We start from the raw sequence: 26304 nt of genomic DNA on the forward strand, positions 1-26304 counted from the left end.
GACACATGTCCGTCAGCGAAATCATACATCCTCGTCAATTCCCCGAGCCGCGCGCGATGCTGCGGCTGATAAAGCCGATCACCTGGTTCCCGCCGATCTGGGCGTATCTCTGCGGATCGGTGTCCTCCGGAGTGCCGCTTTCGGGGCAATGGCCGCTGGTCATCCTTGGCATGGTGCTGGCGGGGCCGATCGTCTGCGGCATGTCGCAGGCCGCGAACGACTGGTGCGACCGGCATGTCGATGCGGTGAACGAACCGGACCGGCCGATCCCGTCGGGGCGGATACCGGGGCGGTGGGGGTTGTATATCGCGCTGGCAATGACGGCGCTGTCGTTGGCGGTGGGCTGGATGCTTGGCCCTTGGGGCTTTGGCGCGACGGTGGTTGGCGTGATCGCCGCGTGGGCCTATTCGGCAGAACCGGTTCGGCTGAAGCGGTCGGGCTGGTGGGGACCGGGGCTGGTGGGGCTGAGTTACGAGGGGCTGCCGTGGTTTACCGGGGCGGCGGTGCTGCTGGCGGGGCCGCCGCGGTTCGAGGTGATCGTGATCGCGCTTTTGTATGCGCTTGGCGCGCATGGGATCATGACACTCAATGATTTCAAAGCATTGGAGGGTGACCGGCAGCATGGCGTGCGGTCCCTGCCGGTGGTTCTGGGGCCCGAGGTTGCAGCCAAGATCGCCTGCACGGTGATGTCGATGGCGCAGGCGCTGGTTGTGGTGCTGCTGGTGATCTTCGGCAAGCCTTGGCATGGGCTGGCGGTCTTCGTGCTGTTGATCGTGCAGTTCGCGGCGATGCGGGTTCTGTTCCGCGACCCCAAGGGCAAGGCACCCTGGTACAACGGCACCGGTGTGGTGCTTTACGTGACCGGCATGATGATTTCCGCCTTTGCGCTGAGGGGGTTGGCATGAGTTTGAGCTGGCTGCAGATCGTTCGCCTTGGCCTTGTGCAACTGTGCATCGGGGCGGTGGTGGTGTTGACCACGTCGACGCTGAACCGGCTGATGGTGGTGGAACTGGCGCTGCCGGCGATGCTGTCGGGGGCGCTGGTGGCGCTGCATTCGTTCGTGCAGATCACCCGGCCAAGCTGGGGTTTCTGGTCGGATGCCAAGGGCAACCGGACGCGATTCATCGTGGGCGGGATGGCGATCCTGTCGCTGGGCGCGTTTCTGGCCTCGGTTGCGGTGGCGCTGGGGATTGCGGGGCAGGGTGTCGGGCTGGCGCTGTCGGTGGTGGCTTATCTGCTGATCGGGATCGGCGCGGGGGCTTGTGGCACGGCGCTGTTGGCTTTGCTGGCGACGGCGACGGAGCCGCGGCGGCGGGCGGCGGCGGCGACGATCACATGGCTGATGATGATTTTCGGGATCGCGGTGACCTCGGGTGTGATCGGGGCGCTGCTGGACCCCTATACCCCGGCGCGGTTGATGGTGATCGTGACGGTGGTGACGGTCGGGGCGGTGTTGGTGACCGCGCTGGCGATCTGGGGGATCGAGCGGCGCGTGATGGCGGAGCGTGAGCCGGATGCAACGCCGCTGTGGCAGGGTCTGGGCGAGGTCTGGGCGGAGCGGAAGTCGCGGGTGTTCACGATCTTCATCTTCCTGTCGATGTCGGCGTTTTTCCTGCAGGAACTGATTTTGGAGCCTTACGCCGGGCTGGTGTTCGGCTTTTCGCCGGGCCAGTCGACCAGTCTGTCTGGTGCGCAGCACGGCGGAATGTTCGTGGGAATGCTGGCCGTTGGCATCGCGGTGTCGGGGTTTCGGTTGGGGACGCTGAAGCTGTGGGTCACGGCGGGCTGTCTGGGGTCGGCGGTGTGCCTTGCGGCGATTGCGGCCTTGGGACAGATGGGGATCGGGCTGTTGGTGCCGGCGGTGACGGTGCTCGGCGTGTTCAACGGGATGTTCGCCATCGCCTCGATCGGGGCGATGATGCAACTGGCGGGCGAAGGCCGGGCCGGGCGCGAAGGCACCCGGATGGGCGTCTGGGGGGCGAGCCAAGCGATTGCCCAAGGGCTGGGCGGGTTTGCAGGGGCGGCGTTCGTTGACGTGCTGCGGATGCGGGCCGATGCGCCCGTGGCCTTCGGGCTGGTGTTCGTGTTCGAGGCGGCGCTGTTTCTGGCGGCCGCGATGATGGCTTGGCGGATCATCGACGGCGGCACTTTGCGCCGCGTCACCGCGCAATTGGTTCCGGGGGAATGACAATGACATACGACGTGTTCGTGGTGGGCGGCGGGCCTTCGGGGGCAACTGCGGCGGAAGATCTGGCGCGGGCCGGGAAACGGGTGGCGATGCTGGACCGGGCGGGGCGGATCAAGCCCTGCGGTGGTGCGATCCCGCCGCGCGCGATTGCGGATTTCAAGATCCCGGCGGATCAGATTGTTGCCAAGATCGAAACAGCGCGGATGATCTCACCCACGGGTCGGTCGGTCGATATCCACATCGAGAACGGCTATGTGGGCATGGTGGACCGCGAGCATTTCGACGAATTCCTGCGCGTGCGGGCGGTTCAGGCGGGGGCGGATCGGTTGACCGGCACTTATCTGCGGATCGAACGGGACGTGGACGGCACGCATGTCGTCTGGCGCGACAAGGTGTCGGGCAACGAGGTGCGTAGCCGCGCAAAGTTGGTGATCGGTGCGGATGGCGCGCGGTCGGATGTGGCGCGGGACGAGGTTCCTGGGGGCGATACGATCCCTTACGTGATCGCGTATCACGAAATCATCAAGGCCCCGGCGGCGAACAAGGATTACGATCCGAAGCGCTGCGACGTGATCTATGACGGACGGATCAGCCCGGATTTCTACGGCTGGGTCTTCCCGCATGGCGATCAGGCCAGCGTCGGGATGGGCACGGGCGTGGACGGGGTGAATCTGAAGCAGGCGACGGCCGATCTGCGCGCCTCATCCGGTCTGACGGGCTGCGAGACGATCCGCAAGGAAGGCGCGCCGATCCCGTTGCGCCCCTTGGACCGCTGGGACAACGGGCGGGATGTGGTTCTGGCCGGGGATGCGGCGGGGGTTGTGGCGCCAAGCTCGGGTGAGGGGATTTACTACGCGATGCTCGGCGGCCGGGTCGCAGCGACGGCGGCGCAGGCCTGCCTTGCGTCGGGCAAGGCGAAGGATTTGAAGCTGGCGCGCAAGCTGTTCATGAAGGACAACAAGACCGTCTTCAAAGTCTTGCGGTCGATGCAGGACGCCTACTACAAGTCCGACGAGCGACGGGAGCGGTTCGTGTCCCTGTGTCACGATACCGACGTGCAGAAGCTGACCTTCGAGGCCTACATGAACAAGAAACTGGTCGCGGCGCGGCCGCTTGCGCACATCAAGATCGGGATCAAGAACGTGGCTCATCTGTTGGGCTGGGTAAAGCCGAGTTGGACCTGAGCGATGGATGGCGCGCAAATGGAAGAGATGATCCCGGCATGGGTTGACGGGCGGCTGACGCCGGTCGGAAAGCTGGCCGTGCATCAGCAGGGGTTGCGCCACAAGGCGGTGTCGGTGTTCGTGACCGAAGGCCCGCGTGTGCTGATCCAGCGCCGGGCGCTGACGAAATATCACACGCCGGGCCTGTGGGCGAACACCTGCTGCACCCATCCCCGCTGGGAAGAGGATGCGGCAAGCTGCGCCGTGCGGCGTTTGCGCGAGGAGTTGGGGATATCCGGGCTGTTCCCGTCCTATGCGGACCGGATCGAGTATCGCGCCGACGTTGGTGGTGGGCTGACCGAGCATGAGGTGGTCGATGTTTTCGTAGCCGAGGCTGCGTCCGGACTGGTGATCGAACCCAATCCCGACGAGGTGGCCGAGGTGCGCTGGGTCGATCTTTACGACCTGTCCGCCGAGGTGCGGCGCAGCCCGGAACGGTTCACGCCCTGGGTGCGGATCTACATGACCGAACATATCGACCGGATCTTCGGCGCACGGATGCTGGCGCTGCGCTAAGGCTTAGCCGGGATCTCCAAGCCAGTCGCGGATCACGGCGCCGATCCTTGCGCCGGCTTCCTCGTGCGCCAGATGGCCGAGTTTGGGCAATTCCTTGTACGTCGCGTTCGGCATCAGCGCGGCCGCGTCGCGTGAGACGCGGGCGGGCACGACCTTGTCGCCGGTGGTTGCGATAAGAAGGGTTGGCGTCGTCAGTTTCGGCGCGTCGGCCATCAGCGCGTCGAGCTTCCACTGTGCCATCATGCCAAGCGTGCCGTCGACATGCGCCGCGTCCTGCACCAGCGCGATGTATTGGCGCAGGCCAGCCTCGTCTGGCGGCGATCCGGTGGACGCGAGAAGGCGGCGCACGGTTGGCGCGTTGCCCCAGAGGCCGCTGACGAATCGCGGCACGAAGGGTGTCACGGACAGGACGCGGGCGAGGAGGGGGAAGAGGACACCGGCCGCACCCTCAAAGCTGCCGAGGGCGGCGTTGATGCCAACGATACGGTCGAGCGGGATCAGGGTGGAAAGGCGCAGCGCGAGGGCTGCACCTGCGGAATGACCGATCACCAGTTTCGGCGCCCAGCCTTCGTGTTCGATCAGGCGGGCGATGTCTTCGGCCATCGGGTCGATGCCGAGGCGGCCCTTGTTGCCCGCGCGGGTGAAGCCCTGGCCGGGAAGATCGGGTATCAGGCAGCGGTACTGCCCGAGTTCGGGGATCAGATTGCGGAAGCTGTGCGCCGAGCCGCCCGCGCCGTGCAGAAGCAGGATTTCCGGGCCGCGCCCCACCTCGAACACGCACCAGTCATGCGGGCGGGCGCGGGTCATCCGGGCCGAGGTGCGGTTCGGCCAGTCCTTTGGCATCCGGTCGAAGTCCATCCTAACCCCCAAGCGCGGCTTCGAGGACGGATGACAGCCGGTGCGCATCGGCACGCGGCAGGGCGAGGTAGGGCGCGTCCATCTGCTTCGACAGGGCTTGCAGCGAGGGTTGCGGGCGGTTGGCCGTGTCGATCACCAGCGCGGGGGTGGCGGTGGCGCGGATCAGGCGGGCGAACTGCAAGGCGTCCGCCTCGGCCTGTTCGCGGTTCGCTGTGCCGTCCAGCGCGATGTTACCGCGACCGTCGGTGAGGATGGCGATGGTGGGGGTCAGGCCACGGGCGCGGGCTTGGGCCGCGGTGGCCATCGCGAGTTTCAGGCCCGCGGCGAGAGGGGTGCCGCCGCCGCCGGGCAGGCCCGCGAGACGGCGTTTTGTTTGCACAAGGCTGCGGGTCGGGGGCAGGATAAGCTCCGCGTCCGTTCCCCGGAAGGCGAGGAGGGCGACGTGATCGCGGCGCGAATAGGCTGCGGCCAGAAGAAGCTCGATGGCGCCCTTGGCTTCAGCCAGACGCGCGAAGGCGGCGGAGCCGGAGGCATCGACTGCAAAGATCAGGACGCGGTCTGACGTCTCGATGAAGCGTTTCAGGCGGATGTCGGAGGGGCGGACGAGGAGGACGGCGTCGGGGCGGTTGGATTGACGGCGGCGCAAGGGCTGCCAGGGGGCGGCGGCGCGTAGGGTGGCGACGAGGTCGATCCGCGCGCCAGTGCCAAGGCGACCGGGGCGCGAGGGGAGCGGGCGACCGCGTCGGTTGCCGGATTTGGCGGCCCCGGTGCCGGTGGCACCTTTCACCGCGCGGGCGGCGCGGCCTTGGGCGAGGCGGGCGAGGAGATCGGTGGGCAGCGCGGCGCGGGCGGCCTCGACCAGCAGTTCCTCGGGCAGGGATTGGGTGGTTTGCTGTTCGGTCGGTTGGTCGGGCTGATCGGGTGGCGGTTCGGGGTTCGGTTGCGGCTGGTCCGGCATGTCGGCCAAGGGCAGCGCGCGGTGGGCGAAGGCGAGGTCGGCGGCGGTGAGAAGATCAGCTTCGGTGATCTTGGCGCGACCGGCGAGGGCGGCGGCGGCGCGGGCGGTGGCGAGGGCCAGAAGCGGCGCGCGGAGGGAGCGGATGCCAAGCTGGGCGGCGGCTTCGGTCAGGCGGTGGGTGGCCTCGGGTGGGGTTTTGATGCTCGCCAGCCGGGAGCGGGCGGCGGTGATGGCCTCGGCGTCGAGGGTGAGGGCGGCGGTATCGGACCATTGCTGGTCGGACAGGTCGAGGAAAAGCGCGAGGCGGTCAGTCAGCGCGGGGCTGAGGGTCTCGTCGGGGTCGGCAGATTCGTCCAGCGCCACGAGGGCGTGGCCGGGGGTGTCGAGGGCGGCGGCAAGGCGGGCGGCGAGGCCGGAGGGGGCGCGTTCGGCCATCGCGAGGAGGAGGAGCGCGGGGGTGGCGAGGAGGCCGGGGGTGTAGGTCGGGCGGCCGGTGGCAAGCGTTGCGGAGAGGTCGAGGCCGCCGAAGAGGGCATCGTCGGTGATGGTGGGGTGCAGGCGGCGGGCTGGCAGGGGAACGGCGGCGAGGGCGGTGGTGACGTGATCGCGCACCGGGCCGGCGCGGGCGCGCAGCCACAGCCCCTTCAGCCCCGCCGGATCAATGGCGAGGAGGGTAAGCGCGAGGTGGGCGCGAGCCCAGGGGGTGCCTTCATCGGCTATGGCAACACCTCGGTCAGGGCGCGGGCGACGCGGGCGGTAGACCCGGCCTCGTCCAACGGGTCGCGGCGGAGGCGGTGGGAAAGGGCCATTGCGGCGACAGCGCGAAGATGCGGGCGCTTGACGGTGTCGGCGCGTTCGAACGCGGCAAGGGCGCGGGCGGCGCGAAGAAGTGTGAGTTCTCCCCTCAGGCCATCGGAGCCAAGCGCGATGCAGAGGGCCGCGCAGTCGTGCAGGACGGTGTTAGGCGTTTTCAGCTTTGGCAGCAACTCGCGGGCGGCGAGGATCTGGGTGCGAAGGGCTGTGTCATGCGGCCGCCATGCCTTGATGAACTTGTCGTAGGCATTCTCGTAGGCGTCGCGGCGGCGGATCACCTCGACACGGGTGGCGATATCGCGGGGGCTGGTGACTTCGACGGACAGGCCGAAACGATCCAGAAGTTGGGGGCGAAGTTCGCCCTCCTCGGGGTTGCCGGAACCGACGAGGACGAAGCGGGCGGGATGGCGGATGGAGAGGCCCTCGCGTTCCACCACATTCTCGCCGGATTGGGCGACGTCGAGGAGGAGGTCGACGATGTGGTCTTCCAGAAGGTTGACCTCGTCGATGTAAAGATAGCCGCGGTTGGCGCGGGCCAGAAGGCCGGGCTCGAACGCCTTTTCGCCGCGTGTGAGGGCGCGTTCGATATCCAGAGCGCCGACGACGCGGTCTTCGGTAACGCCAAGCGGCAGGTCGACGACCGGGGTGGGTTTGGTGACGGTCGCGGTGGCGGTCACTTGCGCCCAGTCCGGCACCATGTCGAGGCGGGGGGAGTTGACGGGGCAACCCTCAACAGCCTCGATCGGCGGGAGGAGGGCTGCGAGTGCGCGGACGGCGGTGGATTTTCCGGTGCCACGGTCTCCGAACACCAGAACGCCGCCGATGCCGGGGTCGATCGCAGTGAGAACCATCGCCTGTTTCATCGCCTCTTGACCGACGATGGCGGAGAAAGGGAAGGGCTGGCGGGAGGCCGGTTTCACGGTTTTGGCAAGCGGTTTTGGCGGCGGCGTCATTGAGTTCATGTGCTTTCCGTCAGGCAGCATGGGCAAGGGGCGAGAGCGGGGCTTGGCCGTTCCAGTGACCTTCGGAGCCGAGGACACGGAAGCGGGCGTAAAGTTCATCGGTGAACCAGCCTTCGTCGCGCACGGCCTTGATGGCGCGGCCATGCGGGCCGTCGCCACGGGCGAAGTGCGTCATCGAGGCGGCGTCGGGCCAGATCGAGAAGGTGACCTGATGGAGAAGCGGTACCTCGCCGATACCGATTTTGAAGATCACGTTGGGGTCTTGGCCGATCACGGCGGAGATATCGGGCACCCGGCCCCAGAACCGCAGCGCGCGGGCGGGTTTCACCGTGGCGCGGGTAAGCACGGCGAGGGGGCCGGCAGGGGCGTGCGGGTCGGTTTCTGGGACAAAGGGGTTGACGCCTGACCACGAGCCGCGTGCAGAGAGGGGCGACAGGAAGATCGTCGTCACCTCGGTCGCATGGGCGCGCCATTTCTTCCAGACCGGGCTATTGAGCGTGCGGTCGCGCGCCGTCGCCTCATCCGGCCACACGGCGAGGATCGCCCAGACACCCCAGTTCGGGCGGGGCGTGAAACCTTCACCAGTGCCGGAACCGCAGAGCTTCCAGAACAGCGCCTTTCTTTCACGCGGCAGCGAGAAGCGTGCAGCGCCCATCTGGCCGATCACCCAAAGGCGAGAGCCGAGACCAGTAAAGCGGAACAGGGTGAGGCTGGCTGTGGGCATGACCCCTCCGAAGTGTAAGGACAGTTTTACACTTTGCGCGCGCCAGGGGAAGGGAAAAGGCATCCAAAATGCCGCAGCACGAGCGATATTGTAAATTAAACTGGACACTCTATCATCCCGGTCATGTTGCATACCCAAGCCATCCCCCGCGCCCACGGCACCTTCACCGAAGCCAGCCATGCCATCGTGATCGGCGCGGGGCTTGGGGGACTTGCCTCGGCGATGCGGCTGGGGGCCAAGGGTTACAGGGTGACGGTGATCGACCGGCTGGACCGGGCGGGCGGGCGTGGGTCGTCGATCACCCAAGGCGGGCATCGGTTCGATCTGGGGCCGACAATCGTGACGGTGCCGCAGATCCTGCGCGAGTTGTGGGCCGCTTGCGGACGGGATTTCGACCGGGATGTAAGCCTGAAGCCGATGGACCCGTTTTACGAAATCCGGTTTCAGGATGGCGAGACCTTCACGATGCGTGGCGACGCCGCGGCGATGAAAGCTGAGGTTGCGCGTATTTCACCATCCGATGCAAAGGGTTACGCGGCGTTCCTGAAAGGGGCCGAGGCGCGTTACAGGTTCGGGTTCGAGGACCTGGGGCGCAGGCCGATGCACAGGTTCTGGGATCTGGTGAAGGTGCTGCCGACCTTTGCGTGGTATCGCGCGGACAGGTCGGTCTATGCCCACGCGGCGGCGCAGGTGAAGGACGAGCATCTGCGGTTCGCGCTGTCGTTTCACCCGCTGTTCATTGGCGGCGACCCGTTCCGGGTGACAAGCATGTATGCGTTGGTCAGCCATCTGGAGGCGGCTTTCGGCGTGCATTACGCGATGGGCGGCGTGCAGGCGATTGCCGATGCGATGGTGCGGGTGATCGAGGCGCAGGGCGGCGAGGTGGTGGCGAATACCGAGGTGGACGAGGTTGTCGTCACGGCTGGACGTGCAGCGGGGGTGCGGCTGGTATCGGGCGAGGTTTTGCCGGCCGACGTCGTGGTGTCGAACGCCGATGCGGGGCATACTTACGACCGGCTTTTGCGCAACGCGCCAAAGCGGCGCTGGACGCCGGCGAGGTTGCGGCGGACGCGGTGGTCGATGGGCCTTTATGTCTGGTATTTCGGGACGTCCGGCACCAGCGAAATGTGGAAGGACGTGGGGCACCACTCCATCGTCGTGGGTCCGCGCTACCGCGAGCATATCAAGGACATCTTCATCCGGGGCAAGCTTGCCGACGACATGAGCCTTTACGTCCACCGCCCCTCGGTCACCGACCTGTCGGTGGCGCCGACAGGGGGCGATACGTTCTATGCCCTGAGCCCGGTGCCGCATCTGGGGCATGGTGGGGTGGACTGGGCGGAGGAGGAGCCGAAGTATCGCGCCAAGATGGCTGCGATGCTGGAGGAGCGGCTGATCCCGGGGTTTCAGCAGCATCTGACCGAGAGCCTTGTTTTCACGCCCGATACGTTCCGCGACCGGTATCTGTCGCCGTATGGTGCGGGGTTTTCGATCGAGCCGCGCATCCTGCAGTCGGCGTATTTCCGGCCGCATAACGTGAGCGAGGAATTGCCGGGCCTGTATCTGACGGGGGCGGGGACGCATCCGGGGGCGGGCGTGCCGGGGGTGATCGGAACGGCGGAGGTGCTGGGCAAGCTGGTGCCGGATGCGGCGGTGCGGTGGAGGGCGGACGACTTGCCGTTGGCCGCCGAATGATCACCGAACGCGACATGGAGGCCTGCCGCGCGGCGATCCGCACGGGAAGCCTGTCGTTTCATGCGGCCTCGAGGCTGCTGCCGACGGCGGTGCGCGACCCGGCGCTGGCGCTTTATGCGTTTTGCCGCTTGGCGGATGATGCGGTGGACGAGGGCGACGACAAGACCGGGGCGGTGCTGCGGCTGCGCGACCGGCTGGACCGGGTTTATGCGGGCCGTCCGGTGGATGCGGCGGCAGACCGGGCCTTTGCCGCAGTGGTCGAGGAGTTCGAGATGCCACGCGCGCTGCCAGATGCGCTGCTGGAGGGCATGGCCTGGGATGCGGTGGGGCGGCGCTATGACGATTTGTCGGGCGTGCTGGCCTATTCGGCGCGGGTCGCTGCGGCGGTTGGCGCGATGATGTGCGTCCTGATGCGCGTGCGCGACGGCGATGCGCTGGCGCGGGCCTGCGATCTGGGGCTGGCGATGCAGTTGACCAACATTGCCCGTGACGTGGGCGAGGATGCGCGGGCGGGGCGGGTATACTTGCCGCTTGGTTGGCTGGCGGAGGAAGGCGTGGCGCTGGAGCCGTGGCTTGATGCGCCGGTCGCCTCGGCCGGGGTACGGCGGGTGGTGCAGCGGTTGCTGGCCGAGGCGGAGCGGCTTTACATCCGGTCGGAGGCTGGGGTTGGTGCGCTGCCGATGGGGTGCAGGCCGGGAATCTTTGCGGCGCGGCTGATCTATGACGGGATCGGCGGGGCGGTGCGGCGCGGCGGCCACGATTCGGTCAGCCAACGGGCGCGGACGGGAAAGGCGCAGAAGATCGGCTGGCTGGGGCTGGCGGTGGCGAAATCTGCCGCGGTGTCGGTGATGCCGCGCGGCGCGGTCTTGCATGCGCCACCGGTGCCGGAGGTGGCATTTCTGGTGCAGGCGGCGGCGCGGGCGGTGCCGAGCCGTGGGCGGAGCGATGCTTTGTTGGGCGTCTTGGCGCAGCTGGAAGCGCGCGACCGGGGGCTTTCGGCCTGAGCGGTTGGCATTGGTCGGGCGTTCGGCTAGGGTCACGGCATGGATTATTATCTTTTCGGTGTCTACCTTCTGGCCTGCGGGGCCGCGGCGACCACGGGCGCGATGTTTTCGCCCGGCGCTTGGTATGAAAGCCTGAAAAAGCCAAGCTGGACGCCGCCGAACTGGCTGTTCCCTGTGGCTTGGACGACGCTTTATCTGTTGATGGCGGCATCGGCTGCGCGGGTGTCGGGGATCGAGGGCGCGGCCTATGGGCTGGCGTTCTGGTCGGTGCAGATTGCGTTCAACACGCTCTGGACGCCGATCTTCTTTGGTTTGCGGCGGCTTCGGGCGGCAATGGTCGTGATGGTCGGGCTGTGGCTGAGCGTGGCGGCTACGACTTGGGCGTTCTTTGCACTGGATGTCTGGGCGGGGCTGATGTTCCTGCCCTATCTTGTCTGGGTCTCTGTCGCCGGAGCGCTGAATTTCTGGGTGATGCGGAATAATCCAGACGGTGTCCTCGCTGCTTGAGGTCAGTCGAAGGTCCAGTTGCGGCGGCGTGGGACGCGGAGCGCGATCATCGGTTTCAGCCAGGGTTGGCGGTAGCGCGTGAGGTCGAGGGCCTCATGGACGCCGGTGGTTTTCTCTCCGTCGATGCAGGTTTCCACGAGGCTGCGAGAGTAGAACGGGGCGTCCAGCATGTTGAGCCGTTGGCGCGGGGTAACACCTGCGTCGGCGCGGGTTTCGCGGCGGACCTGCCAGAGGCTGCGGCGGAATTTCGTCAGCGGGGGCGGGGCGATTTCGCGGACTTGGCCCCTGGCGTCGATTTCAACCCCGAGAGCGAGGGTGGAACCGTCGAGGCGGGTCGCGTCGTAAAAGCAGACGGCGCGGTCCTTCAGCGGGTAGCGGCCCCAGGTCCAGAAGCGGAAGTCGGCCTCCAGCGCCGCAGAGCCGAAGTTCGCGTCAAAATAGCCGTGGCCCTGCCAGCGGTGGCCTTGGGACAGGTTGACTTCGATGGTCGCGGTGGGGGCAAACGGGCGCCAGAGGTGGCGGCCGTCTGGGGTGAGAAGCACCTCGGTTTCGGTGATGGCTTGCGGGGTGAGCGTGATCGTGCCGCGCACCGGAGTAACCATCGGCGGCGCGCCGATTTCATCAACCGTGACGATCAGCTGCCGCCCGTTCCAGTGCATCGACGAAGGGCCGACCTGCAGCGTGTCGCGGCTTTGGCGCAGCGCAGGGCGGCCCCGGTCTGTCATCGTGAAGCGTGAGCCGGGGCCGTAGGTCGCGACGTTGATGCAGGCGTGATTCTGCGGGTCGCGGCGGCCGGACCATTTGTACCAGGGCGAGAACACCGATCCGATGAAACCGATCACCGAGACGGCGCGCGTCCCGTCGTTGGAGACACCGTCGAGATACCACCAGGCGTAGCCGTCGGGCGGGACGTCGACGGAGAAGTCCGGCCGTTCAGTATCGCCGCGGCCGCGTGCCTGCCGGAGAGGGCTGCCATCGGCACCCCCGCCCCCGGATGCGCGCACCCGCCCGCCAGGTATAGGCCCGGCAGGGTGGTTGTGGCCGAAGGCCGCTGAAAAGCTGCGAGCATCCCCTCGGGGCTCCGCCCATAGATCGAGCCGTTCGAGCCGGGGAAGAGCTGGCCCAGCATCGACGGCGTGGTCAGTGACCGGGTGTTCGGCGGCGGTGAAAAGCCGAGGCCGAGGCGCTGCAGCGGGGCGAAGGTTCGGGTCTGGCATTCGGTGAACTCCTGGGCCGTGGTCGGGTGGCCCGCGGGGGCGTTGACGATGATCTCGAAGCGCTCGACGGGGGGTATTGTTCCGCCGCTGCGGTCTTCGGCGCAGATGTAGAGGGTGGGCTGCTCGGGCATCCGGCCCTGACCGATGGGGCCGAATTCCGCCTTTGGGTCGGGCGAGAAGATGACGTTGTGATGGATGAGGTCGCGGGAAAGCGGGCCTTCGGGGGTGGCGGCGAAGGACCAGACCCAAGCCGAAAGGCTGCGCGGCTGGACGGATCCGCGCGCGACGGCGGTGGTGGGCGCGGTGCCCAGGTGGCCTTCGGACAGGGCTGCCGGATCGCCGTTGAAAACACAAGCCGTGCAGGAAAGGGTGGCGCCGCCTTCGATCTGCACGCCGGTGACGCGGCCGCCTTGGGTGACGATGCGCTGCGCCCGGGTGGCGTAGCGAAAGCGCACGCCAAGCCGGGTGGCGAGGTCTGCGAGAGCGGTGGCGAGGTGGTGCATGCCGCCCTTGACGGCCCAGACTCCCTGCGCCTCGGCCCGCCAGATCAGCGCGAGGACGCCGGGGGAATGGGCGGGGCGGCCACCGACATAGGTGGCGTAGCGGGCGAAGAGCTGGACAAGGCGGGGGTCGCGGAAATGCAGGCGCAAAAGCCGGGTGAGGGTCATGCCGGGCAGCAGCGCGGGCCACAGGTGCGGTTGGCGGGCGGCGGTGCGCGCGATGGCGGCGAGGTTCGGTCTGGCGGCGTGCATCACCGGGGCGTCAAAGGCGTGAAACAGCGCGGCCGAGAGCGCGTCGAAGCGGCGAAACGCGGCGGCTTCACGTGGGCCGGCGAAGGCTTCGATGGCGGCGAGGGTGGCCGCAGGGTCGGTGTGAAGGTCGAGGGTGGAGCCGTCGGGCCACCAATGGCGGGCGAGGATCGGCTGCGGGATGAGAGTGATGTGATCGTCAAGCCGCTGGCCGGCGAGCGAGAAGAGTTCGTCAAAGACGTGGCGCATGGTCAGGACGGTCGGGCCCGCGTCCACCGGGCCTGCGGCAGAGGGCAGGGTGCGCATCTTGCCTCCGGGGGTGTCTGCCGTCTCGACCACGGTGACGGTGCAGCCAGCAGCGGCGAGGCGGATGGCGGCGGCGAGGCCACCCATTCCGGCGCCGATCACCACCACGTTATGGGCGCTGGGTTCCATGCGGCAAGTCTACCGCCACGCGGCGGGCTGTAAACATGGAATTACTCCAATCTGTAAGTTTTTGTTTACACCTTGGCGATGCGGTGCAAAACTGGCGCCAAGGACGCCGGAAGCTTTTCGGCGGCAAGGGGGCGCGCATGGGGCTTTCCACACGAATCGAGGCAGCCGTCACCGAGGCGATCCGGTTGGGTCAGGGCGTCGGCGGGCAGGTGCCGGGGCGGCTGGCGCAGGCCTTGGACTATTCGGTGACGCCAGGTGGCGCACGGATCAGGCCGACGATCCTGCTGTCGGTCGCGATGGCCTGCGGCGATGACCGGCCTGCCTTGAGCAGCGCTGCCGCGGCGGCGCTGGAACTGATTCACTGCGCCAGCTTGGTGCATGATGACCTGCCGGCGTTCGACGATGCCGACATGCGGCGCGGAAAAGCGACCGTGCACAAGGCGTATTCGGAACCTTTGGCGGTGCTGGCGGGTGACAGTCTGATCGTCTTGGCCTTCGAGGTGCTGGCGCGGGCGGCTGGCGATCAGCCGATGCGGGCGCTGCAGTTGGTGCGGGTGCTTGCGCAACGGACTGGGATGCCGGGGGGAATTTGTGCGGGGCAGGCGTGGGAATCGGAGGCGCAGGTCAATCTGAGCGCCTATCACCGCGCGAAAACCGGGGCCTTGTTCATAGCCGCGACCCAGATGGGAGCGATTGCCGCCGGAATGGAGGCGGAGCCATGGGAGGAACTGGGCGCGCGGATCGGCGAGGCGTTCCAGGTGGCCGATGACCTGAAGGACGCGCTGATGTCGGCGGACGAAACCGGCAAGCCGGCAGGCCAGGACGCGGCGCATGGGCGGCCGAATGCGGTGGCGCTGATGGGCGTGTCGGGCGCGGTCAGGCATCTGAAGGACATTCTGGGTGGCGCGATTGCATCGATCCCGTCCTGCCCTGGCGAGGCGCAATTGGCCGCGATGGTGCGGGCCTACGCCGAGAAGATGACCCCGGTAGACCTGAGCCTGCGCGCGGCGGCGGCGCGATGACCGACATGGGGCTTGGCGCGGGGCGGGCGGGCAAGGTGCCCGGTCCCGGCTGGGCAGTGCGGCTGGCGATGCAGCCGTGGTTTCATAGGATTTGCGCACGGATACCAGGGCTTGGCGCGATTGCGCGGGGCGAGGGCGATGCGCTGTTTGAGGTGGTGCAGGGCTTCGTGCGGTCTCAGGCGCTGCTTGCGCTGGTGGAGTTGCGGGTGATGCACCGGCTGGCGGAAGGGCCGCTTGGAGTTGGTGCGCTGGCGCGGCTGACCGGGGTGCCAGAGCCACGCATGGCCGTGCTGATGCAGGCTGGAGCGGCGCTGCGGCTGGTCAAGCGGCAAGGGGATTTCTGGGCGCTGACCACGCGCGGGGCGGCATTCCTGACCGTGCCGGGGCTAGAGGCGATGGTACGCCATCACCCGGTGCTTTACCGCGATCTTAGTGATCCGGTGGCGTTTTTCCGGGGCGAGACTGTGCCGGAACTGGCCGGGTTCTGGCCCTATGTGTTCGGCGCGGGCGGTGCGGCGGACCCTGAATTGGCGGGGCGATACTCGCAACTGATGGCCGACAGTCAGGGGTTGGTGGCGGATGATACGCTGCGGCTGGTAAGCTTGCGCGGTGTGCGGCATCTGATGGATGTGGGCGGCGGCACCGGCGCGTTTCTGGCGGCAGTGGGCCGGGCCTGGCCGAAGATCGGACTGACGCTGTTTGACCTGCCGGCCGTGGTGGCGGGGGCGCGGCCGGGGCCCGGCGTGCGGATCGTGCCGGGCAGTTTTCGCGACGATCCGCTGCCGACCGGCGCGGATGCAATCAGCCTTGTCCGAGTGCTTTACGACCATTCCGATGCGACGGTGGCCGGGCTTTTGGCGTCGGTCCACGCGGCGCTGCCGGCGGGCGGACGGCTGGTGATTTCGGAGCCGATGTCGGGGGGCGCGCGGCCCGATCCCGCGACGGACGTCTATTTCGCGGTTTACACGCTTGCCATGCAAACCGGGCGGACCCGGTCGGCCGAGGAAATCACTGCGCTTGCCGGCGCTGCGGGGTTTGGTTCGATCCGGGCGCATCGCGGCCGCCGGCCGTTCATCACCTCGGCGGTCACCGCGCGACGGATGTGACATTTGGTAGCGGAAAAGTGTCAATTCTAATTGACACTCTTGTTTGTAAGGCTAGAGTTACAGATAGCAACACGGCCCTGCGACCGACTCTTCAACAGGGCCGGCAAGGGCCCCGAGGGGGCACAAGTTGAGAACCACCGCCGTCATCCTGCATGGGCCGAAAGAGCTGGGGCTTGAAAGTCTTGGCCTGATCGCGCCGGGAGACGATGATCTGGTGGTCGAGATTGCCTATTCCGGCATTTCCACCGGCACCGAGAAACTGTTCTGGTCCGGAACGATGCCTGCCTTTCCGGGCATGGGATATCCGCTGGTGCCGGGCTACGAGGCCGCCGGCGAAGTGGTGGAGGCTGGCGCAAATTCGGGGTTCCGGGTTGGCGAGCATGTCTTCGTGCCTGGGGCGAACTGCTTTGCGGGCAACGTGAAGGGCCTGTTTGGCGGGGCCTCGCGGCATCTGGTGACGAAGGCGGGCCGCGTGGCGCGGCTTGATCCGGCAATGCGGGCAGAAGGCGCGCTTCTGGCGCTGGCGGCGACGGCGCGGCATGCGCTGGCCGGGTTCAACACCGCGCTGCCGGATCTGATCGTGGGGCACGGCACGCTGGGCCGGCTGCTGGCACGGCTGACAGTTGCGGCCGGTGCCCCGGCGCCGACCGTGTGGGAGATTGATCCGCTGCGCCAGACGGGTGCAGTGGGCTATCCGGTGATGGCGCCAGAGGATGATCCGCGCCGCGATTACCGGGCGATTTATGATGCGTCGGGCGCCAAGGGCCTGCTTGACCAACTGGTCATGCGGCTGGCCAAGGGCGGCGAAGTGGTGCTGGCGGGATTCTACACCGAACCCGTGGCCTTCGCCTTTCCGCCCGCCTTCATGAAGGAAGCGCGCATCCGCATTGCCAGCGAATGGACGCCGGAAGACCTGACCGCGACACGTTCACTGATCGAAAGTGGTGCCTTGTCACTGGCTGGACTGATTACCCACACCCGCCCGGCGGCGGATGCTGCGGACGCCTATGAGACGGCATTTTCGGATGCCAACTGCTTGAAAATGATCCTCGATTGGAGTGGCCACGCATGAATGACGTCCCCAACCTGAAGGATTTCGACAATCGGTTGCGAGAAGAAGCGCATGAGGAGCCTTCGCTGGAAATCCCGCAAGGGGAGCCCACGAAGAAGACCCAGATCATCGCGATCTACGGCAAGGGCGGGATCGGCAAGTCCTTCACGCTCGCCAACCTCAGCCACATGATGGCCGAGATGGGTAAACGCGTTCTTCTCATCGGGTGCGATCCGAAATCAGATACCACGAGCCTTCTGTTTGGCGGCAAGGCCTGCCCGACGATCATCGAAACCTCGACGCGCAAGAAACTGGCGGGCGAAGAGGTAAAGATCGGTGACGTCTGCTTCATGCGCGGCGGTGTGTTCGCGATGGAATTGGGCGGGCCTGAGGTCGGCCGCGGCTGCGGCGGACGCGGGATCATCCACGGGTTCGAATTGCTGGAGAAGCTTGGCTTCCATGATTGGGACTTTGACTACGTGCTGCTGGACTTCCTTGGCGACGTGGTCTGCGGCGGGTTCGGCCTGCCGATTGCGCGGGACATGGCGCAGAAGGTGATCCTGGTCGGATCGAACGACCTGCAATCGCTGTATGTGGCCAACAACGTCTGTTCGGCGGTGGAATACTTCCGCAAGCTTGGCGGCAACGTCGGCATCGCGGGGCTGGTGATCAACAAGGACGACGGTTCGGGCGAGGCTGCGGCTTTTGCTGAAGCGGTCGGCATTCCGGTTCTCGCGGCGATCCCGCAGGACGATGATCTGCGGAAAAAATCCGCCAATTATCAGATCGTTGGCAGCTACGAGAGCCAGTGGGGTCCGATGTTTGAGGCCCTTGGCCTTGCGGTTGCCGAGGCGCCGCCGGTGCGCCCGAAGCCCCTGTCGCAGGACGGACTTCTGGGTCTGTTCAGCGCCGAAACCACCGGGGCGGATTTTGTGCTGACCCCGGCGACCGACATGGACATGCGCGGCAAATACGCCGCGCCGAAAGCCTCGCTGGAAGTGGTGTACGACAATGTGTGATCTGGACGCACTTGCCAAACTGGAAGCTGCGCTGAAGGCCCTTCAGGCCAAGGGTGGCAAGTGATGGCGGGCGAAGTTCGCTATGATCTGGCTGAAAGCACCCCGGTGACGGAGGGTGTGAGCCTGCCGTCCGATGGTGCCTCGCCCGATATGGCGAGCGCGCCGGTCGACGGGATGGGCTGCCATGCGGGGGCGGCCACGATGGAAGCCGCGGCGCGGGCGGCAGGCAATTCGGAACTGCTGGACGGGTTTCAGCGCGACTATCCACAGGGCCCGCATGACAAGCCGCAGTCGATGTGCCCTGCGTTTGGCTCCTTGCGCGTCGGGTTGCGGATGCGGCGGGTGGCGACGGTGCTGTCGGGCTCGGCCTGCTGTGTGTATGGGCTGACCTTTGTGAGCCATTTCTACGGCGCGCGGCGGTCTGTAGGTTATGTGCCCTTCAACTCAGAAAGCTTGGTCACGGGCAAATTGTTCGAAGACATCCGCGACGCCGTGCATGAGCTGGCGGACCCGGATCGCTATGATGCGGTGGTGGTGACTAACCTTTGTGTTCCAACAGCTTCCGGCGTTCCGTTGAAGTTGTTGCCAAGCGAGATCAATGGCGTTCGGATCGTCGGGATCGACGTGCCGGGGTTCGGCGTGCCGACCCATGCCGAGGCCAAGGATGTGCTGGCGGGTGCCATGCTGAAATACGCCCGCGCCGAGATCGAGGCAGGCCCGGTGCAGGCGCCGGAGCGTGGGCGGTCGGATCGGCCGACTGTGGCTTTGCTGGGCGAGATGTTCCCGGCGGACCCGATGATGATCGGCGCGATGCTGGCCCCAATGGGTCTGGCGGCGGGGCCGGTGGTGCCGTGCCGGGAATGGCGCGAGCTTTATTCAGCCCTCGACTGCGGTGTCGCGGCGGCGATCCATCCGTTCTACACGGCGTCGATCCGCGAGTTCCATCAGGCGGGGCGGACGGTCGTCGGATCGGCTCCGGTCGGGCTAGACGGCACGATGGCGTGGATGAAGGCCATCGGCGAAGCGTATGGAATTGATGCGGAAAAGGTTGCTTTGGCTCAGAACGCCTTTGGACCGGCGATCAGGGCGGCTTTGGCTGCAAACCCGGTGAAGGGGCGTATCACGGTGTCGGGGTATGAGGGGTCTGAGCTTCTGGTTGCGCGGCTGCTGATCGAGAGCGGCGCGGATGTGAAGTATGTCGGCACCGCTTGTGCCAAGAACGAATGGAGTGCGGCGGACCGCGAGTGGCTGGAAGCCAAGGGCGTGGCGGTGAAATACCGCGCGAGCTTGGAAGACGACTGCGCGGCGATGGCCGGGTTCCAGCCGGATCTGGCGATCGGGACAACGCCGGTGGTGCAGAAGGCAAAAGAGCTGGCAATTCCAGCGCTTTACTTCACGAACCTCATCTCGGCCCGGCCGCTGATGGGACCGGCCGGGGCAGGGTCCTTGGCGCAGGTTGTGAATGCCGCGATGGGCAACAAGGATCGTATGGACGGCATGAAGGCGTTCTTCGAGGGCGTCGGAAAAGATGAGACTGCGGGCATCTGGGAAGGTGCGCCGAACCTTCGTCCGGACTTCCGGGCGATCCACCAGAAGAAGCTCGACAAGGCCGCGAAGGCAGCGAAAGCGGAGGAGATGATTTGACCTCTCGCCGCGAAATGAGCGTCTGCAAAGCGTCTGGCATGTGTATGGCATGTGTATGGCAGGGGGCGACCCCATGCTGATCCAGGACCATGACCGGGCGGGCGGATACTGGGGGGCGGTCTATGCCTTCTGCGCGGTCAAGGGCCTGCAGGTCGTGATCGACGGGCCGGTTGGCTGCGAGAACCTTCCGGTGACATCGGTGTTGCATTACACCGACGCGCTGCCGCCGCATGAGTTGCCCATCGTGGTGACGGGACTGGCGGAAGACGAGATGAGTTCCGGCACCGAAGCCTCGATGGCACGGGCGTGGAAGACGCTGGACCCGGCGCTGCCTGCAGTGGTGGTCACGGGTTCGATTGCCGAGATGATCGGCGGCGGGGTCACACCAGCCGGGACGAACATCCAGCGGTTCCTGCCGCGCACCATAGACGAAGACCAGTGGCAGTGCGCCGACCGCGCGATGACTTGGATCTTCACCGAATTCGGGATGACCAAGGGGCGGATGCCGCCTGAAGCGGAACGCGCCGACGGGGCGAAGCCGCGGGTCAACATCCTTGGGCCGATGTACGGCACGTTCAACATGGCGTCGGACCTGCACGAGATCCGCCGTCTGGTCGAAGGCATCGGTGCAGAGGTCAACATGGTGATGCCGCTTGGCGCCCATCTGGCCGAGATGCGGAACCTGGTGAACGCCGACGTCAACATCGTCATGTACCGCGAGTTTGGCCGGGGTCTGGCGGAGTGCTTGGGCAAGCCCTATCTGCAGGCGCCGTTTGGATTGGAGTCGACGACGAAGTTTCTGGAAACGCTGGGGGAACTCCTCGGTCTCGACCCGCAACCCTTCATCGCGAAGGAAAAGCATTCGACGCTGAAGCCGGTCTGGGATCTTTGGCGCAGCGTGACGCAGGATTTCTTTGCGACGGCGAACTTTGCCATCGTCGCGAACGAGACCTATGCGCGCGGCGTGCGGCATTATCTGGAAAGCGACCTTGGCCTGCCGTGCGCCTTCGCCGTGGCGCGGGTGGCCGGCACCAAGACCAACAACGAGGCGGTGCGCGCGATGCTGAAGCAGCATCGGCCGCTGATCGTGATGGGGTCGATCAACGAGAAGATGTACATGGCGGAGATGAAGGGTGGGCATGGCCCGGCCCCAAGTTTCATCGCCGCAAGCTTTCCCGGTGCCGCGATCCGCAGGCACACCGGCACGCCCTTCATGGGCTATGCGGGCTGCGTCTGGATCTTGCAGGAAGTGTGCAACGGGCTTTTCGAGGCGCTGTTCCACATCCTTCCCCTCGGATCGGAGATGGACAGTGCGGCGGCGACGCCCACGACGCTGCGGCGCGACTTCCCGTGGGATGTCGATGCGCAGATGGAATTGGACAGGATCGTCGGAGAACACCCTGTTCTGACACGGATTTCAGCGGCGCGCACGTTGCGCGACGCGGCCGAGAAATCGGCACTGGATCACGGCGCGGAACGCGTCGTGCTGGAATATGTCGCGGCGCTGCGGACCGATCCGCGCCCTGCGACGGCAAGCATCAAGGGAGGGTCGCATGAGTGATCATACAGCCGGAGAGCACGGCGGGCACCACGCCCACCGCACACCCAAGGCGGAGTTCCGCATCTATTTTACCCTGATCTTTCTGATGGCGATCCCCTTCGCCACGGTGGGCTGGGTCTGGAAAATGATCAGCGAACGGCAGTTGCCGGTGCATGGGCCTCTGGCCCGTGCCTGGCGCGAGGCGGGCGCGATCACGCCGGCGATCTTCCGTCCCTGACGGTTACGCCCTTCGCTTTCCGCGACATCGCGGAGAGTGCAGTTCGACGGGGACCGGACATCCCCGACGCTCGATCATCCAGCGGCCTGTGCGCCCACGCCCGCCGGACATGACATTCACCGCCTCCCTCCGGGGTGCGGAGAAACTCGGGGAGGCATACCGCCGAACCGTGAACCCAGCCGCAGGGTATGCGGCGTCAGTCTACCCCTTCGGAGGATAACATGGCTGATAGAACTGACCTGAGTTTCACAGGTCTTACCGACGAGCAGGCGCAAGAACTGCACTCCGTCTACATGAGCGGGCTTTGGTTGTTTGTGACCGTTGCCGTTGTTGCTCATCTGGCGGTGTTCATCTGGCGCCCGTGGTTCTGAGAGAGGAACAAGAGATGTCAAAGTTTTACAAAATCTGGCTGATCTTCGACCCCCGTCGCGTCTTCGTGGCGCAGGGTGTCTTCCTCTTCCTGCTGGCAGTGATGATTCACCTCGTCCTGCTGAGCACCCCCGGCTACAACTGGCTTGAGGAAGCGGGCGCCAAATACGCCCCCGTCGCAGCCACCGAGTAACTGGACCTACCCCTGTTGCGGGCGGCCGCCGGTGGCTGTCGCCCGTCACGACCCCAAGGGAATTCAACTTCAGGCATGGCCGCCCGCGCCCCGGTGGTATCTGGCTTGCGCAAGTGGAGAGGGAAGCATGGCACTGCTCAGCTTCGAACGAAAATATCGCGTGCCGGGAGGCACGCTGGTCGGCGGGAACCTGTTCGACTTCTGGGTCGGCCCTTTCTACGTCGGCTTCTTTGGTGTCACGACGGTGTTCTTTGCCGCACTTGGCACTATCCTGATCTTCTACGGGACGGCGATGGAGGGGGTCTGGAACCCCTGGCTGATCTCGATCGACCCGCCTCGGGTGGAATATGGCCTGGCGCTGGCGCCGCTGGCTGATGGCGGCATCTGGCAGCTTGTGACGATGTGCGCCGCGGCGGCGTTCATCAGTTGGGCGCTGCGCGAGGTTGAAATCTGCCGCAAGCTGGGGATGGGCTACCATGTGCCCTTTGCCTTCGGGGTGGCGATCTTTGCTTACCTGACGCTGACCGTGATCCGGCCGGTCCTGATGGGGGCTTGGGGATACGCCTTTCCCTACGGCATCTGGACGCACCTCGATTGGGTGTCGAACACGGGCTACACTTACGGCAACTTTCACTACAACCCGGTGCACATGATCGCGGTGAGCTTCTTCTTTACCAACGCTCTGGCGCTGGCGCTGCATGGCGCGCTGATCCTGTCGGCGGCCAACCCGGAGAAGGGCCGCGAGGTCCGCTCTCCGGATCACGAGGACACGTTCTTCCGCGACTTCATCGGCTATTCGGTCGGCACCTTGGGCATCCACCGCCTGGGCCTTCTGCTGGCGCTGAACGCGGGCTTCTGGAGCGCGATCTGCATCGTGATCTCGGGCACAATCTGGTTCGACCAGTGGGTCGTGTGGTGGGATTGGTGGCTGCAGCTGCCGTGGTGGGCCAACATTGCGGGAGGCGTAAATGGCTGAGTATCAGAACATCTTCAACCAGCTACAGGTTCGCGGCGCCCCGGAAGCGGGTCTGGTCGAGGGCGTGGATCTGGCGAACCGGACGCGGGGGGCAAGCTTCTCGACCCTCGCGGGGTGGTTCGGCAACGCCCAGCTTGGCCCGATCTATCTGGGCACCATGGGCACCATCTCGCTCTTTGCCGGAGCAACCTGGTTTCTGATGGTCGGGTTCTGGTTCTGGGATCAGGCGGGCTACAATCCGGCGGTGTTCGTGCGCGACCTTCTGTGGTTCTCGCTTGATCCGCCGGCACCGGAATGGGGCCTTCGCATTCCGCCGCTGCGGGAAGGCGGCTACTTCCTGATCGCCTCGTTCTTCCTGCTGATTGCGGTCTTGTCCTGGTGGGTGCGCAGCTATCTTCGCGCATCGGCTTTGGGGATGGGGAAGCATGTGTGCTGGGCCTTTGCCAGCGCGATCTGGCTGTTCCTGGTGTTGGGCCTTATCCGCCCGGTCCTGATGGGCAGCTGGTCCGAGGCGGTGCCTTACGGCGTCTTCACCCACCTCGACTGGACCAACAACTTCAGCCTTACCTACGGCAACCTGTTCTACAATCCGTTCCACGCGCTGAGCATCGTGTTCCTTTACGGGTCCGCCCTGCTGTTCGCGATGCACGGCGCGACGATCCTCGCCGTCAGCCGCTTTGGTGGCGACCGGGAACTGGAACAGATCGTTGACCGCGGAACCGCATCCGAGCGCGCCGCCTTGTTCTGGCGCTGGACGATGGGCTTCAACGCCACGATGGAAGGCATTCACCGCTGGGCTTGGTGGTTCGCCATCCTGGTCACGCTGACCGGAGGTATCGGGATCCTGCTGACCGGCACGGTCGTGGACAACTGGTATGTCTGGGCCCAACAGCACGGCTATGCGCCGCTGAACTGAGGAGTGAAAGATGACTGACGACTACTTCAAGGTCAGCCGCAAATCGCAGCTGAATATCTGGATCGCGAACCAGATGATGAAAGGTGCAGGCTATGCCGCGGCGGTTGTCGTCGGGTTCGGTCTGATCCTGACGGTGATCTGGGCGGTGGGGCAGTTCTTGCCGGAAGAGAGCAAGCAATCGCCCGACCCGAATACCTGGAGCGCGATTGCTCCGGTGACGGTGACCGCGGTCGCGTGATAAAACGGGGGGCGCGGTGCGCCCCCTGACTCCCTTCGGGTCATTGCCGGCCCGAAGTCTGGGCGCACCATGAGCCCGGTTCCCTTCCTGTTGGCGACAGGAACCTGGTGCCGTGTGGCTGGCCCGCACGGCACTTTTTTCAAAGGAGAGCTCCGATGGATGCCCCAAGCCGCACCCCGACCCTTGACCGCGTGGCCGGCCCCGCCGACCTGAAGGTGCTGGACGACGACGAACTGGCGCGCCTTGCTCACGAGTTGCGGCAAGAGACGATCGAGGTCGTGTCACGCACCGGCGGGCACCTTGGGTCGAGCCTTGGAGTGGTGGAGCTGACGGTGGCTATTCATGCGGTGTTCAACACGCCTTTGGACAAGCTGATCTGGGACGTGGGCCACCAGTGCTATCCGCACAAGATTATCACCGGGCGGCGGGAACGGATGGGGACGCTGCGGCAGAAGGGCGGACTTTCAGGGTTCACCAAGCGGTCGGAAAGCGAGTTCGATCCGTTCGGCGCGGCGCATTCGTCCACCTCGATTTCGGCGGCGCTTGGCTTTGCCGTGGGCCGCGAGATGGGGATGCCGGTGGGTGACACCATCGCGGTGATCGGGGACGGCGCGATCACGGCCGGTATGGCCTATGAGGCGATGAACCATGCCGGGCACCTGAAGGAACGGTTGTTCGTCATTCTGAACGACAACGACATGTCGATTGCACCGCCGGTGGGGGCAATGTCGACTTATCTCAATTCGATTGCCGACAAGGGACCACTGGCCGCGCTGAAGGCGGCGGCCGAGGGGTTCGAGGCGTCGCTGCCCGGCCCGGTGCGCGATGGCGCACGGCGTGCGCGGCAGTTGGTGACGGGGCTGCCGGGCGGGGCAACCTTGTTCGAGGAGTTCGGGTTTGACTACATCGGGCCGATTGACGGGCATGACATGGGGCAATTGCTCGCGACACTTAGGGCCGCAAAGGCGCGGGCGACGGGGCCGGTGCTGATCCATTGCGTGACGGTGAAGGGCAAGGGCTATGCCCCCGCCGAAGGGGCAGACGACAAGTATCACGGCGTGGCGAAGTTCGACGTGGCGACGGGCGCGCAGGTCAAGGGCAAGTCGAACGCGCCAAGCTATACGCAGGTTTTTGGCGAGACGCTGACGGCCGAGGCTGCGCGCGACCCCAAGATCGTCGCGATCACGGCGGCGATGCCGGGGGGCACGGGTCTGGACATCATGGCGCGGCGGTTTCCGGCGCGGGTGTTCGACGTAGGAATTGCCGAGCAACATGGCGTGACGTTTGCGGCCGGGTTGGCCGCATCGGGGATGAAGCCGTTTTGCGCGATATACTCGAGCTTCCTGCAGCGCGGCTATGACCAGATCGTGCATGACGTGGCGTTGCAGAACCTGCCGGTGCGCTTTGCCATCGACCGGGCGGGCTTGGTCGGGCAGGACGGGGCGACCCATGCCGGGGCGTTTGACGTGGGGTTTCTGGCGAACCTTCCGAACATGACGGTAATGGCGGCGGGGGACGAGGCGGAGCTGGTGCACATGATGGCGACGGCGGTGGCGCATGACAGCGGGCCGATCGCGTTTCGCTATCCACGCGGCGAGGGCGCGGGGGTGGAGATGCCGGCGCGCGGGGTGCCGCTGGACATCGGCCGGGGCCGGGTGCTGCGCGAGGGTGGCGACGTGGCGATCCTGTCGTTCGGGGCGCATCTGGCCGAGGTGCTTCTGGCCGCCGAACGGCTGGAGGCGGATGGTGTGCAGGTGACGGTGGCCGATGCCCGGTTTGCCAAGCCCTTGGACACCGCGCTGATCGACCAGCTGATCGCGCATCACGGAGCGCTGATCACGATCGAACAGGGGGCTACCGGCGGTTTCGGCGCGCTGGTGCTGCATTATCTGGCAAACTCCGGCGGGCTGGACCGGGGGCGGATGGTGCGAACGATGACCTTGCCCGACACGTTCATCGATCAGGCGAGCCCTGCGGAAATGTATGCCGAAGCGGGCCTTCGGGCCGAGGATATTGCCGGTTTGGTGCGCAAGCTTGCAGCGCGTCTGGGAGAGCCGGCGCGGCTGTCGCCGAAACCCCGTTTGATCTGACCTGCGTGCAGGGGTAGCGGCTGCCAAACCCATGATCTCTTTATGTCCTGCGG

Annotated in this window: 26 protein-coding genes; 20 read left to right on the forward strand and 6 right to left on the reverse strand. The window is 66.1% G+C overall.

What is annotated here, in order from left to right; all coding sequences use genetic code 11:
* Positions 1-5: 5 nt before the first annotated feature.
* From chlG to idi, 4 genes are read left to right on the forward strand one after another with little or no spacing between them, the layout of a single operon-like run.
* Positions 6-905: a chlorophyll synthase ChlG gene (gene chlG / locus ACROUL_RS10760; protein WP_431299486.1), complete on the forward strand. Its 900-nt coding sequence runs from the start codon at positions 6-8 to the stop codon at positions 903-905.
* Entirely contained in the window at positions 902-2188 is a 1287-nt protein-coding gene (locus tag ACROUL_RS10765; protein ID WP_431299487.1) for a BCD family MFS transporter, read from the forward strand. The genes chlG and ACROUL_RS10765 overlap by 4 nt, the downstream gene beginning before the upstream one ends.
* Positions 2189-2190: 2 nt before the next feature.
* The gene (locus ACROUL_RS10770; RefSeq protein WP_431299488.1) at positions 2191-3372 is read left to right on the forward strand and encodes a geranylgeranyl diphosphate reductase; all 1182 of its coding nucleotides are present in this window, start codon (positions 2191-2193) and stop codon (positions 3370-3372) included.
* A gap of 18 nt (positions 3373-3390) precedes the next feature.
* The gene (gene idi / locus ACROUL_RS10775) at positions 3391-3927 is read left to right on the forward strand and encodes an isopentenyl-diphosphate Delta-isomerase (protein WP_431301282.1); all 537 of its coding nucleotides are present in this window, start codon (positions 3391-3393) and stop codon (positions 3925-3927) included.
* 3 nt (positions 3928-3930) lie between these two features.
* Here the strand turns inward: idi and bchO are convergent, their stop codons facing one another.
* From bchO to crtA, 4 genes are read right to left on the reverse strand one after another with little or no spacing between them, the layout of a single operon-like run.
* Complete coding sequence (gene bchO, locus ACROUL_RS10780; RefSeq protein ID WP_431299489.1) at positions 3931-4785, reverse strand: alpha/beta fold hydrolase BchO; 855 nt, start codon at positions 4783-4785, stop codon at positions 3931-3933.
* A gap of 1 nt (position 4786) precedes the next feature.
* Positions 4787-6463 carry a magnesium chelatase subunit D gene (locus ACROUL_RS10785; RefSeq protein WP_431301283.1) on the reverse strand — a complete coding sequence of 559 codons (1677 nt, stop codon included), beginning with the start codon at positions 6461-6463 and terminating at the stop codon, positions 4787-4789.
* Positions 6460-7509, reverse strand: coding sequence for a magnesium chelatase ATPase subunit I (gene bchI / locus ACROUL_RS10790; protein ID WP_431301284.1), 1050 nt, complete (start codon positions 7507-7509; stop codon positions 6460-6462). The genes ACROUL_RS10785 and bchI overlap by 4 nt, the downstream gene beginning before the upstream one ends.
* 19 nt (positions 7510-7528) lie before the next feature.
* Positions 7529-8242 carry a spheroidene monooxygenase gene (gene crtA, locus ACROUL_RS10795; RefSeq protein WP_431299490.1) on the reverse strand — a complete coding sequence of 238 codons (714 nt, stop codon included), beginning with the start codon at positions 8240-8242 and terminating at the stop codon, positions 7529-7531.
* A 123-nt stretch (positions 8243-8365) separates the two neighbouring features.
* Here crtA and ACROUL_RS10800 point away from each other — a divergent pair, with 123 nt between their 5' ends.
* From ACROUL_RS10800 to tspO, 3 genes are read left to right on the forward strand one after another with little or no spacing between them, the layout of a single operon-like run.
* Positions 8366-9937 carry a phytoene desaturase gene (locus tag ACROUL_RS10800; RefSeq protein WP_431299491.1) on the forward strand — a complete coding sequence of 524 codons (1572 nt, stop codon included), beginning with the start codon at positions 8366-8368 and terminating at the stop codon, positions 9935-9937.
* Positions 9934-10941, forward strand: a complete 1008-nt coding sequence (gene crtB, locus ACROUL_RS10805; protein ID WP_431299492.1) for a 15-cis-phytoene synthase — start codon at positions 9934-9936, stop codon at positions 10939-10941. Before ACROUL_RS10800 ends, crtB begins: the two co-directional genes overlap by 4 nt.
* Before the next feature lie 39 nt (positions 10942-10980).
* Positions 10981-11448: a tryptophan-rich sensory protein TspO gene (tspO, locus tag ACROUL_RS10810; protein ID WP_431299493.1), complete on the forward strand. Its 468-nt coding sequence runs from the start codon at positions 10981-10983 to the stop codon at positions 11446-11448.
* 2 nt (positions 11449-11450) lie between these two features.
* On the opposite strand, the gene crtC is transcribed toward tspO, so the two are convergent.
* Positions 11451-12290 carry a carotenoid 1,2-hydratase gene (gene crtC, locus ACROUL_RS10815; protein ID WP_431299494.1) on the reverse strand — a complete coding sequence of 280 codons (840 nt, stop codon included), beginning with the start codon at positions 12288-12290 and terminating at the stop codon, positions 11451-11453.
* Positions 12287-13849, reverse strand: coding sequence for a 1-hydroxycarotenoid 3,4-desaturase CrtD (gene crtD / locus ACROUL_RS10820; protein ID WP_431299495.1), 1563 nt, complete (start codon positions 13847-13849; stop codon positions 12287-12289). The genes crtC and crtD overlap by 4 nt, the downstream gene beginning before the upstream one ends.
* A 137-nt stretch (positions 13850-13986) precedes the next feature.
* Here crtD and ACROUL_RS10825 point away from each other — a divergent pair, with 137 nt between their 5' ends.
* The 13 genes from ACROUL_RS10825 to dxs all read left to right on the forward strand — a co-directional run bounded on the left by ACROUL_RS10825 (position 13987) and on the right by dxs (position 26251).
* A complete protein-coding gene (locus ACROUL_RS10825) occupies positions 13987-14871 on the forward strand; it encodes a polyprenyl synthetase family protein (protein ID WP_431299496.1) in 885 nt (294 codons plus the stop codon).
* A 5-nt stretch (positions 14872-14876) separates the two neighbouring features.
* Positions 14877-15977 (forward strand): methyltransferase, encoded by a 1101-nt coding sequence (locus ACROUL_RS10830; protein ID WP_431301285.1) that lies wholly within the window; start codon positions 14877-14879, stop codon positions 15975-15977.
* A gap of 127 nt (positions 15978-16104) precedes the next feature.
* On the forward strand, positions 16105-17049 hold the full coding sequence (gene bchC / locus ACROUL_RS10835; protein WP_431299497.1) for a chlorophyll synthesis pathway protein BchC: 945 nt from the start codon (positions 16105-16107) through the stop codon (positions 17047-17049).
* A complete protein-coding gene (locus ACROUL_RS10840) occupies positions 17046-18047 on the forward strand; it encodes a chlorophyllide a reductase iron protein subunit X (RefSeq protein ID WP_431299498.1) in 1002 nt (333 codons plus the stop codon). The genes bchC and ACROUL_RS10840 overlap by 4 nt, the downstream gene beginning before the upstream one ends.
* 150 nt (positions 18048-18197) lie before the next feature.
* Positions 18198-19691 (forward strand): chlorophyllide a reductase subunit Y, encoded by a 1494-nt coding sequence (gene bchY / locus ACROUL_RS10845; protein ID WP_431301286.1) that lies wholly within the window; start codon positions 18198-18200, stop codon positions 19689-19691.
* Positions 19692-19764: 73 nt separating this feature from the next.
* Positions 19765-21252 carry a chlorophyllide a reductase subunit Z gene (bchZ, locus tag ACROUL_RS10850; RefSeq protein WP_431299499.1) on the forward strand — a complete coding sequence of 496 codons (1488 nt, stop codon included), beginning with the start codon at positions 19765-19767 and terminating at the stop codon, positions 21250-21252.
* The gene (pufQ, locus tag ACROUL_RS10855) at positions 21245-21469 is read left to right on the forward strand and encodes a cytochrome PufQ (RefSeq protein ID WP_431299500.1); all 225 of its coding nucleotides are present in this window, start codon (positions 21245-21247) and stop codon (positions 21467-21469) included. The genes bchZ and pufQ overlap by 8 nt, the downstream gene beginning before the upstream one ends.
* Positions 21470-21690: 221 nt before the next feature.
* On the forward strand, positions 21691-21840 hold the full coding sequence (gene pufB, locus ACROUL_RS10860; RefSeq protein WP_431299501.1) for a light-harvesting antenna LH1, beta subunit: 150 nt from the start codon (positions 21691-21693) through the stop codon (positions 21838-21840).
* 14 nt (positions 21841-21854) lie between these two features.
* Entirely contained in the window at positions 21855-22031 is a 177-nt protein-coding gene (gene pufA / locus ACROUL_RS10865; RefSeq protein ID WP_431299502.1) for a light-harvesting antenna LH1, alpha subunit, read from the forward strand.
* Between the two features lie 127 nt (positions 22032-22158).
* The gene (gene pufL, locus ACROUL_RS10870) at positions 22159-23007 is read left to right on the forward strand and encodes a photosynthetic reaction center subunit L (RefSeq protein WP_431299503.1); all 849 of its coding nucleotides are present in this window, start codon (positions 22159-22161) and stop codon (positions 23005-23007) included.
* Positions 23000-23923, forward strand: a complete 924-nt coding sequence (gene pufM / locus ACROUL_RS10875) for a photosynthetic reaction center subunit M (RefSeq protein WP_431299504.1) — start codon at positions 23000-23002, stop codon at positions 23921-23923. Before pufL ends, pufM begins: the two co-directional genes overlap by 8 nt.
* Before the next feature lie 10 nt (positions 23924-23933).
* Positions 23934-24161: an RC-LH1 core complex protein PufX gene (gene pufX / locus ACROUL_RS10880; RefSeq protein ID WP_431299505.1), complete on the forward strand. Its 228-nt coding sequence runs from the start codon at positions 23934-23936 to the stop codon at positions 24159-24161.
* A 155-nt stretch (positions 24162-24316) separates the two neighbouring features.
* Positions 24317-26251, forward strand: a complete 1935-nt coding sequence (dxs, locus tag ACROUL_RS10885) for a 1-deoxy-D-xylulose-5-phosphate synthase (RefSeq protein WP_431299506.1) — start codon at positions 24317-24319, stop codon at positions 26249-26251.
* Positions 26252-26304 lie beyond the last annotated feature (53 nt).

Origin of the sequence: Tabrizicola sp. BL-A-41-H6 (assembly GCF_050632395.1) — a bacterium.
In the GTDB taxonomy this organism is placed as follows: Bacteria; Pseudomonadota; Alphaproteobacteria; order Rhodobacterales; family Rhodobacteraceae; genus JAUYQR01.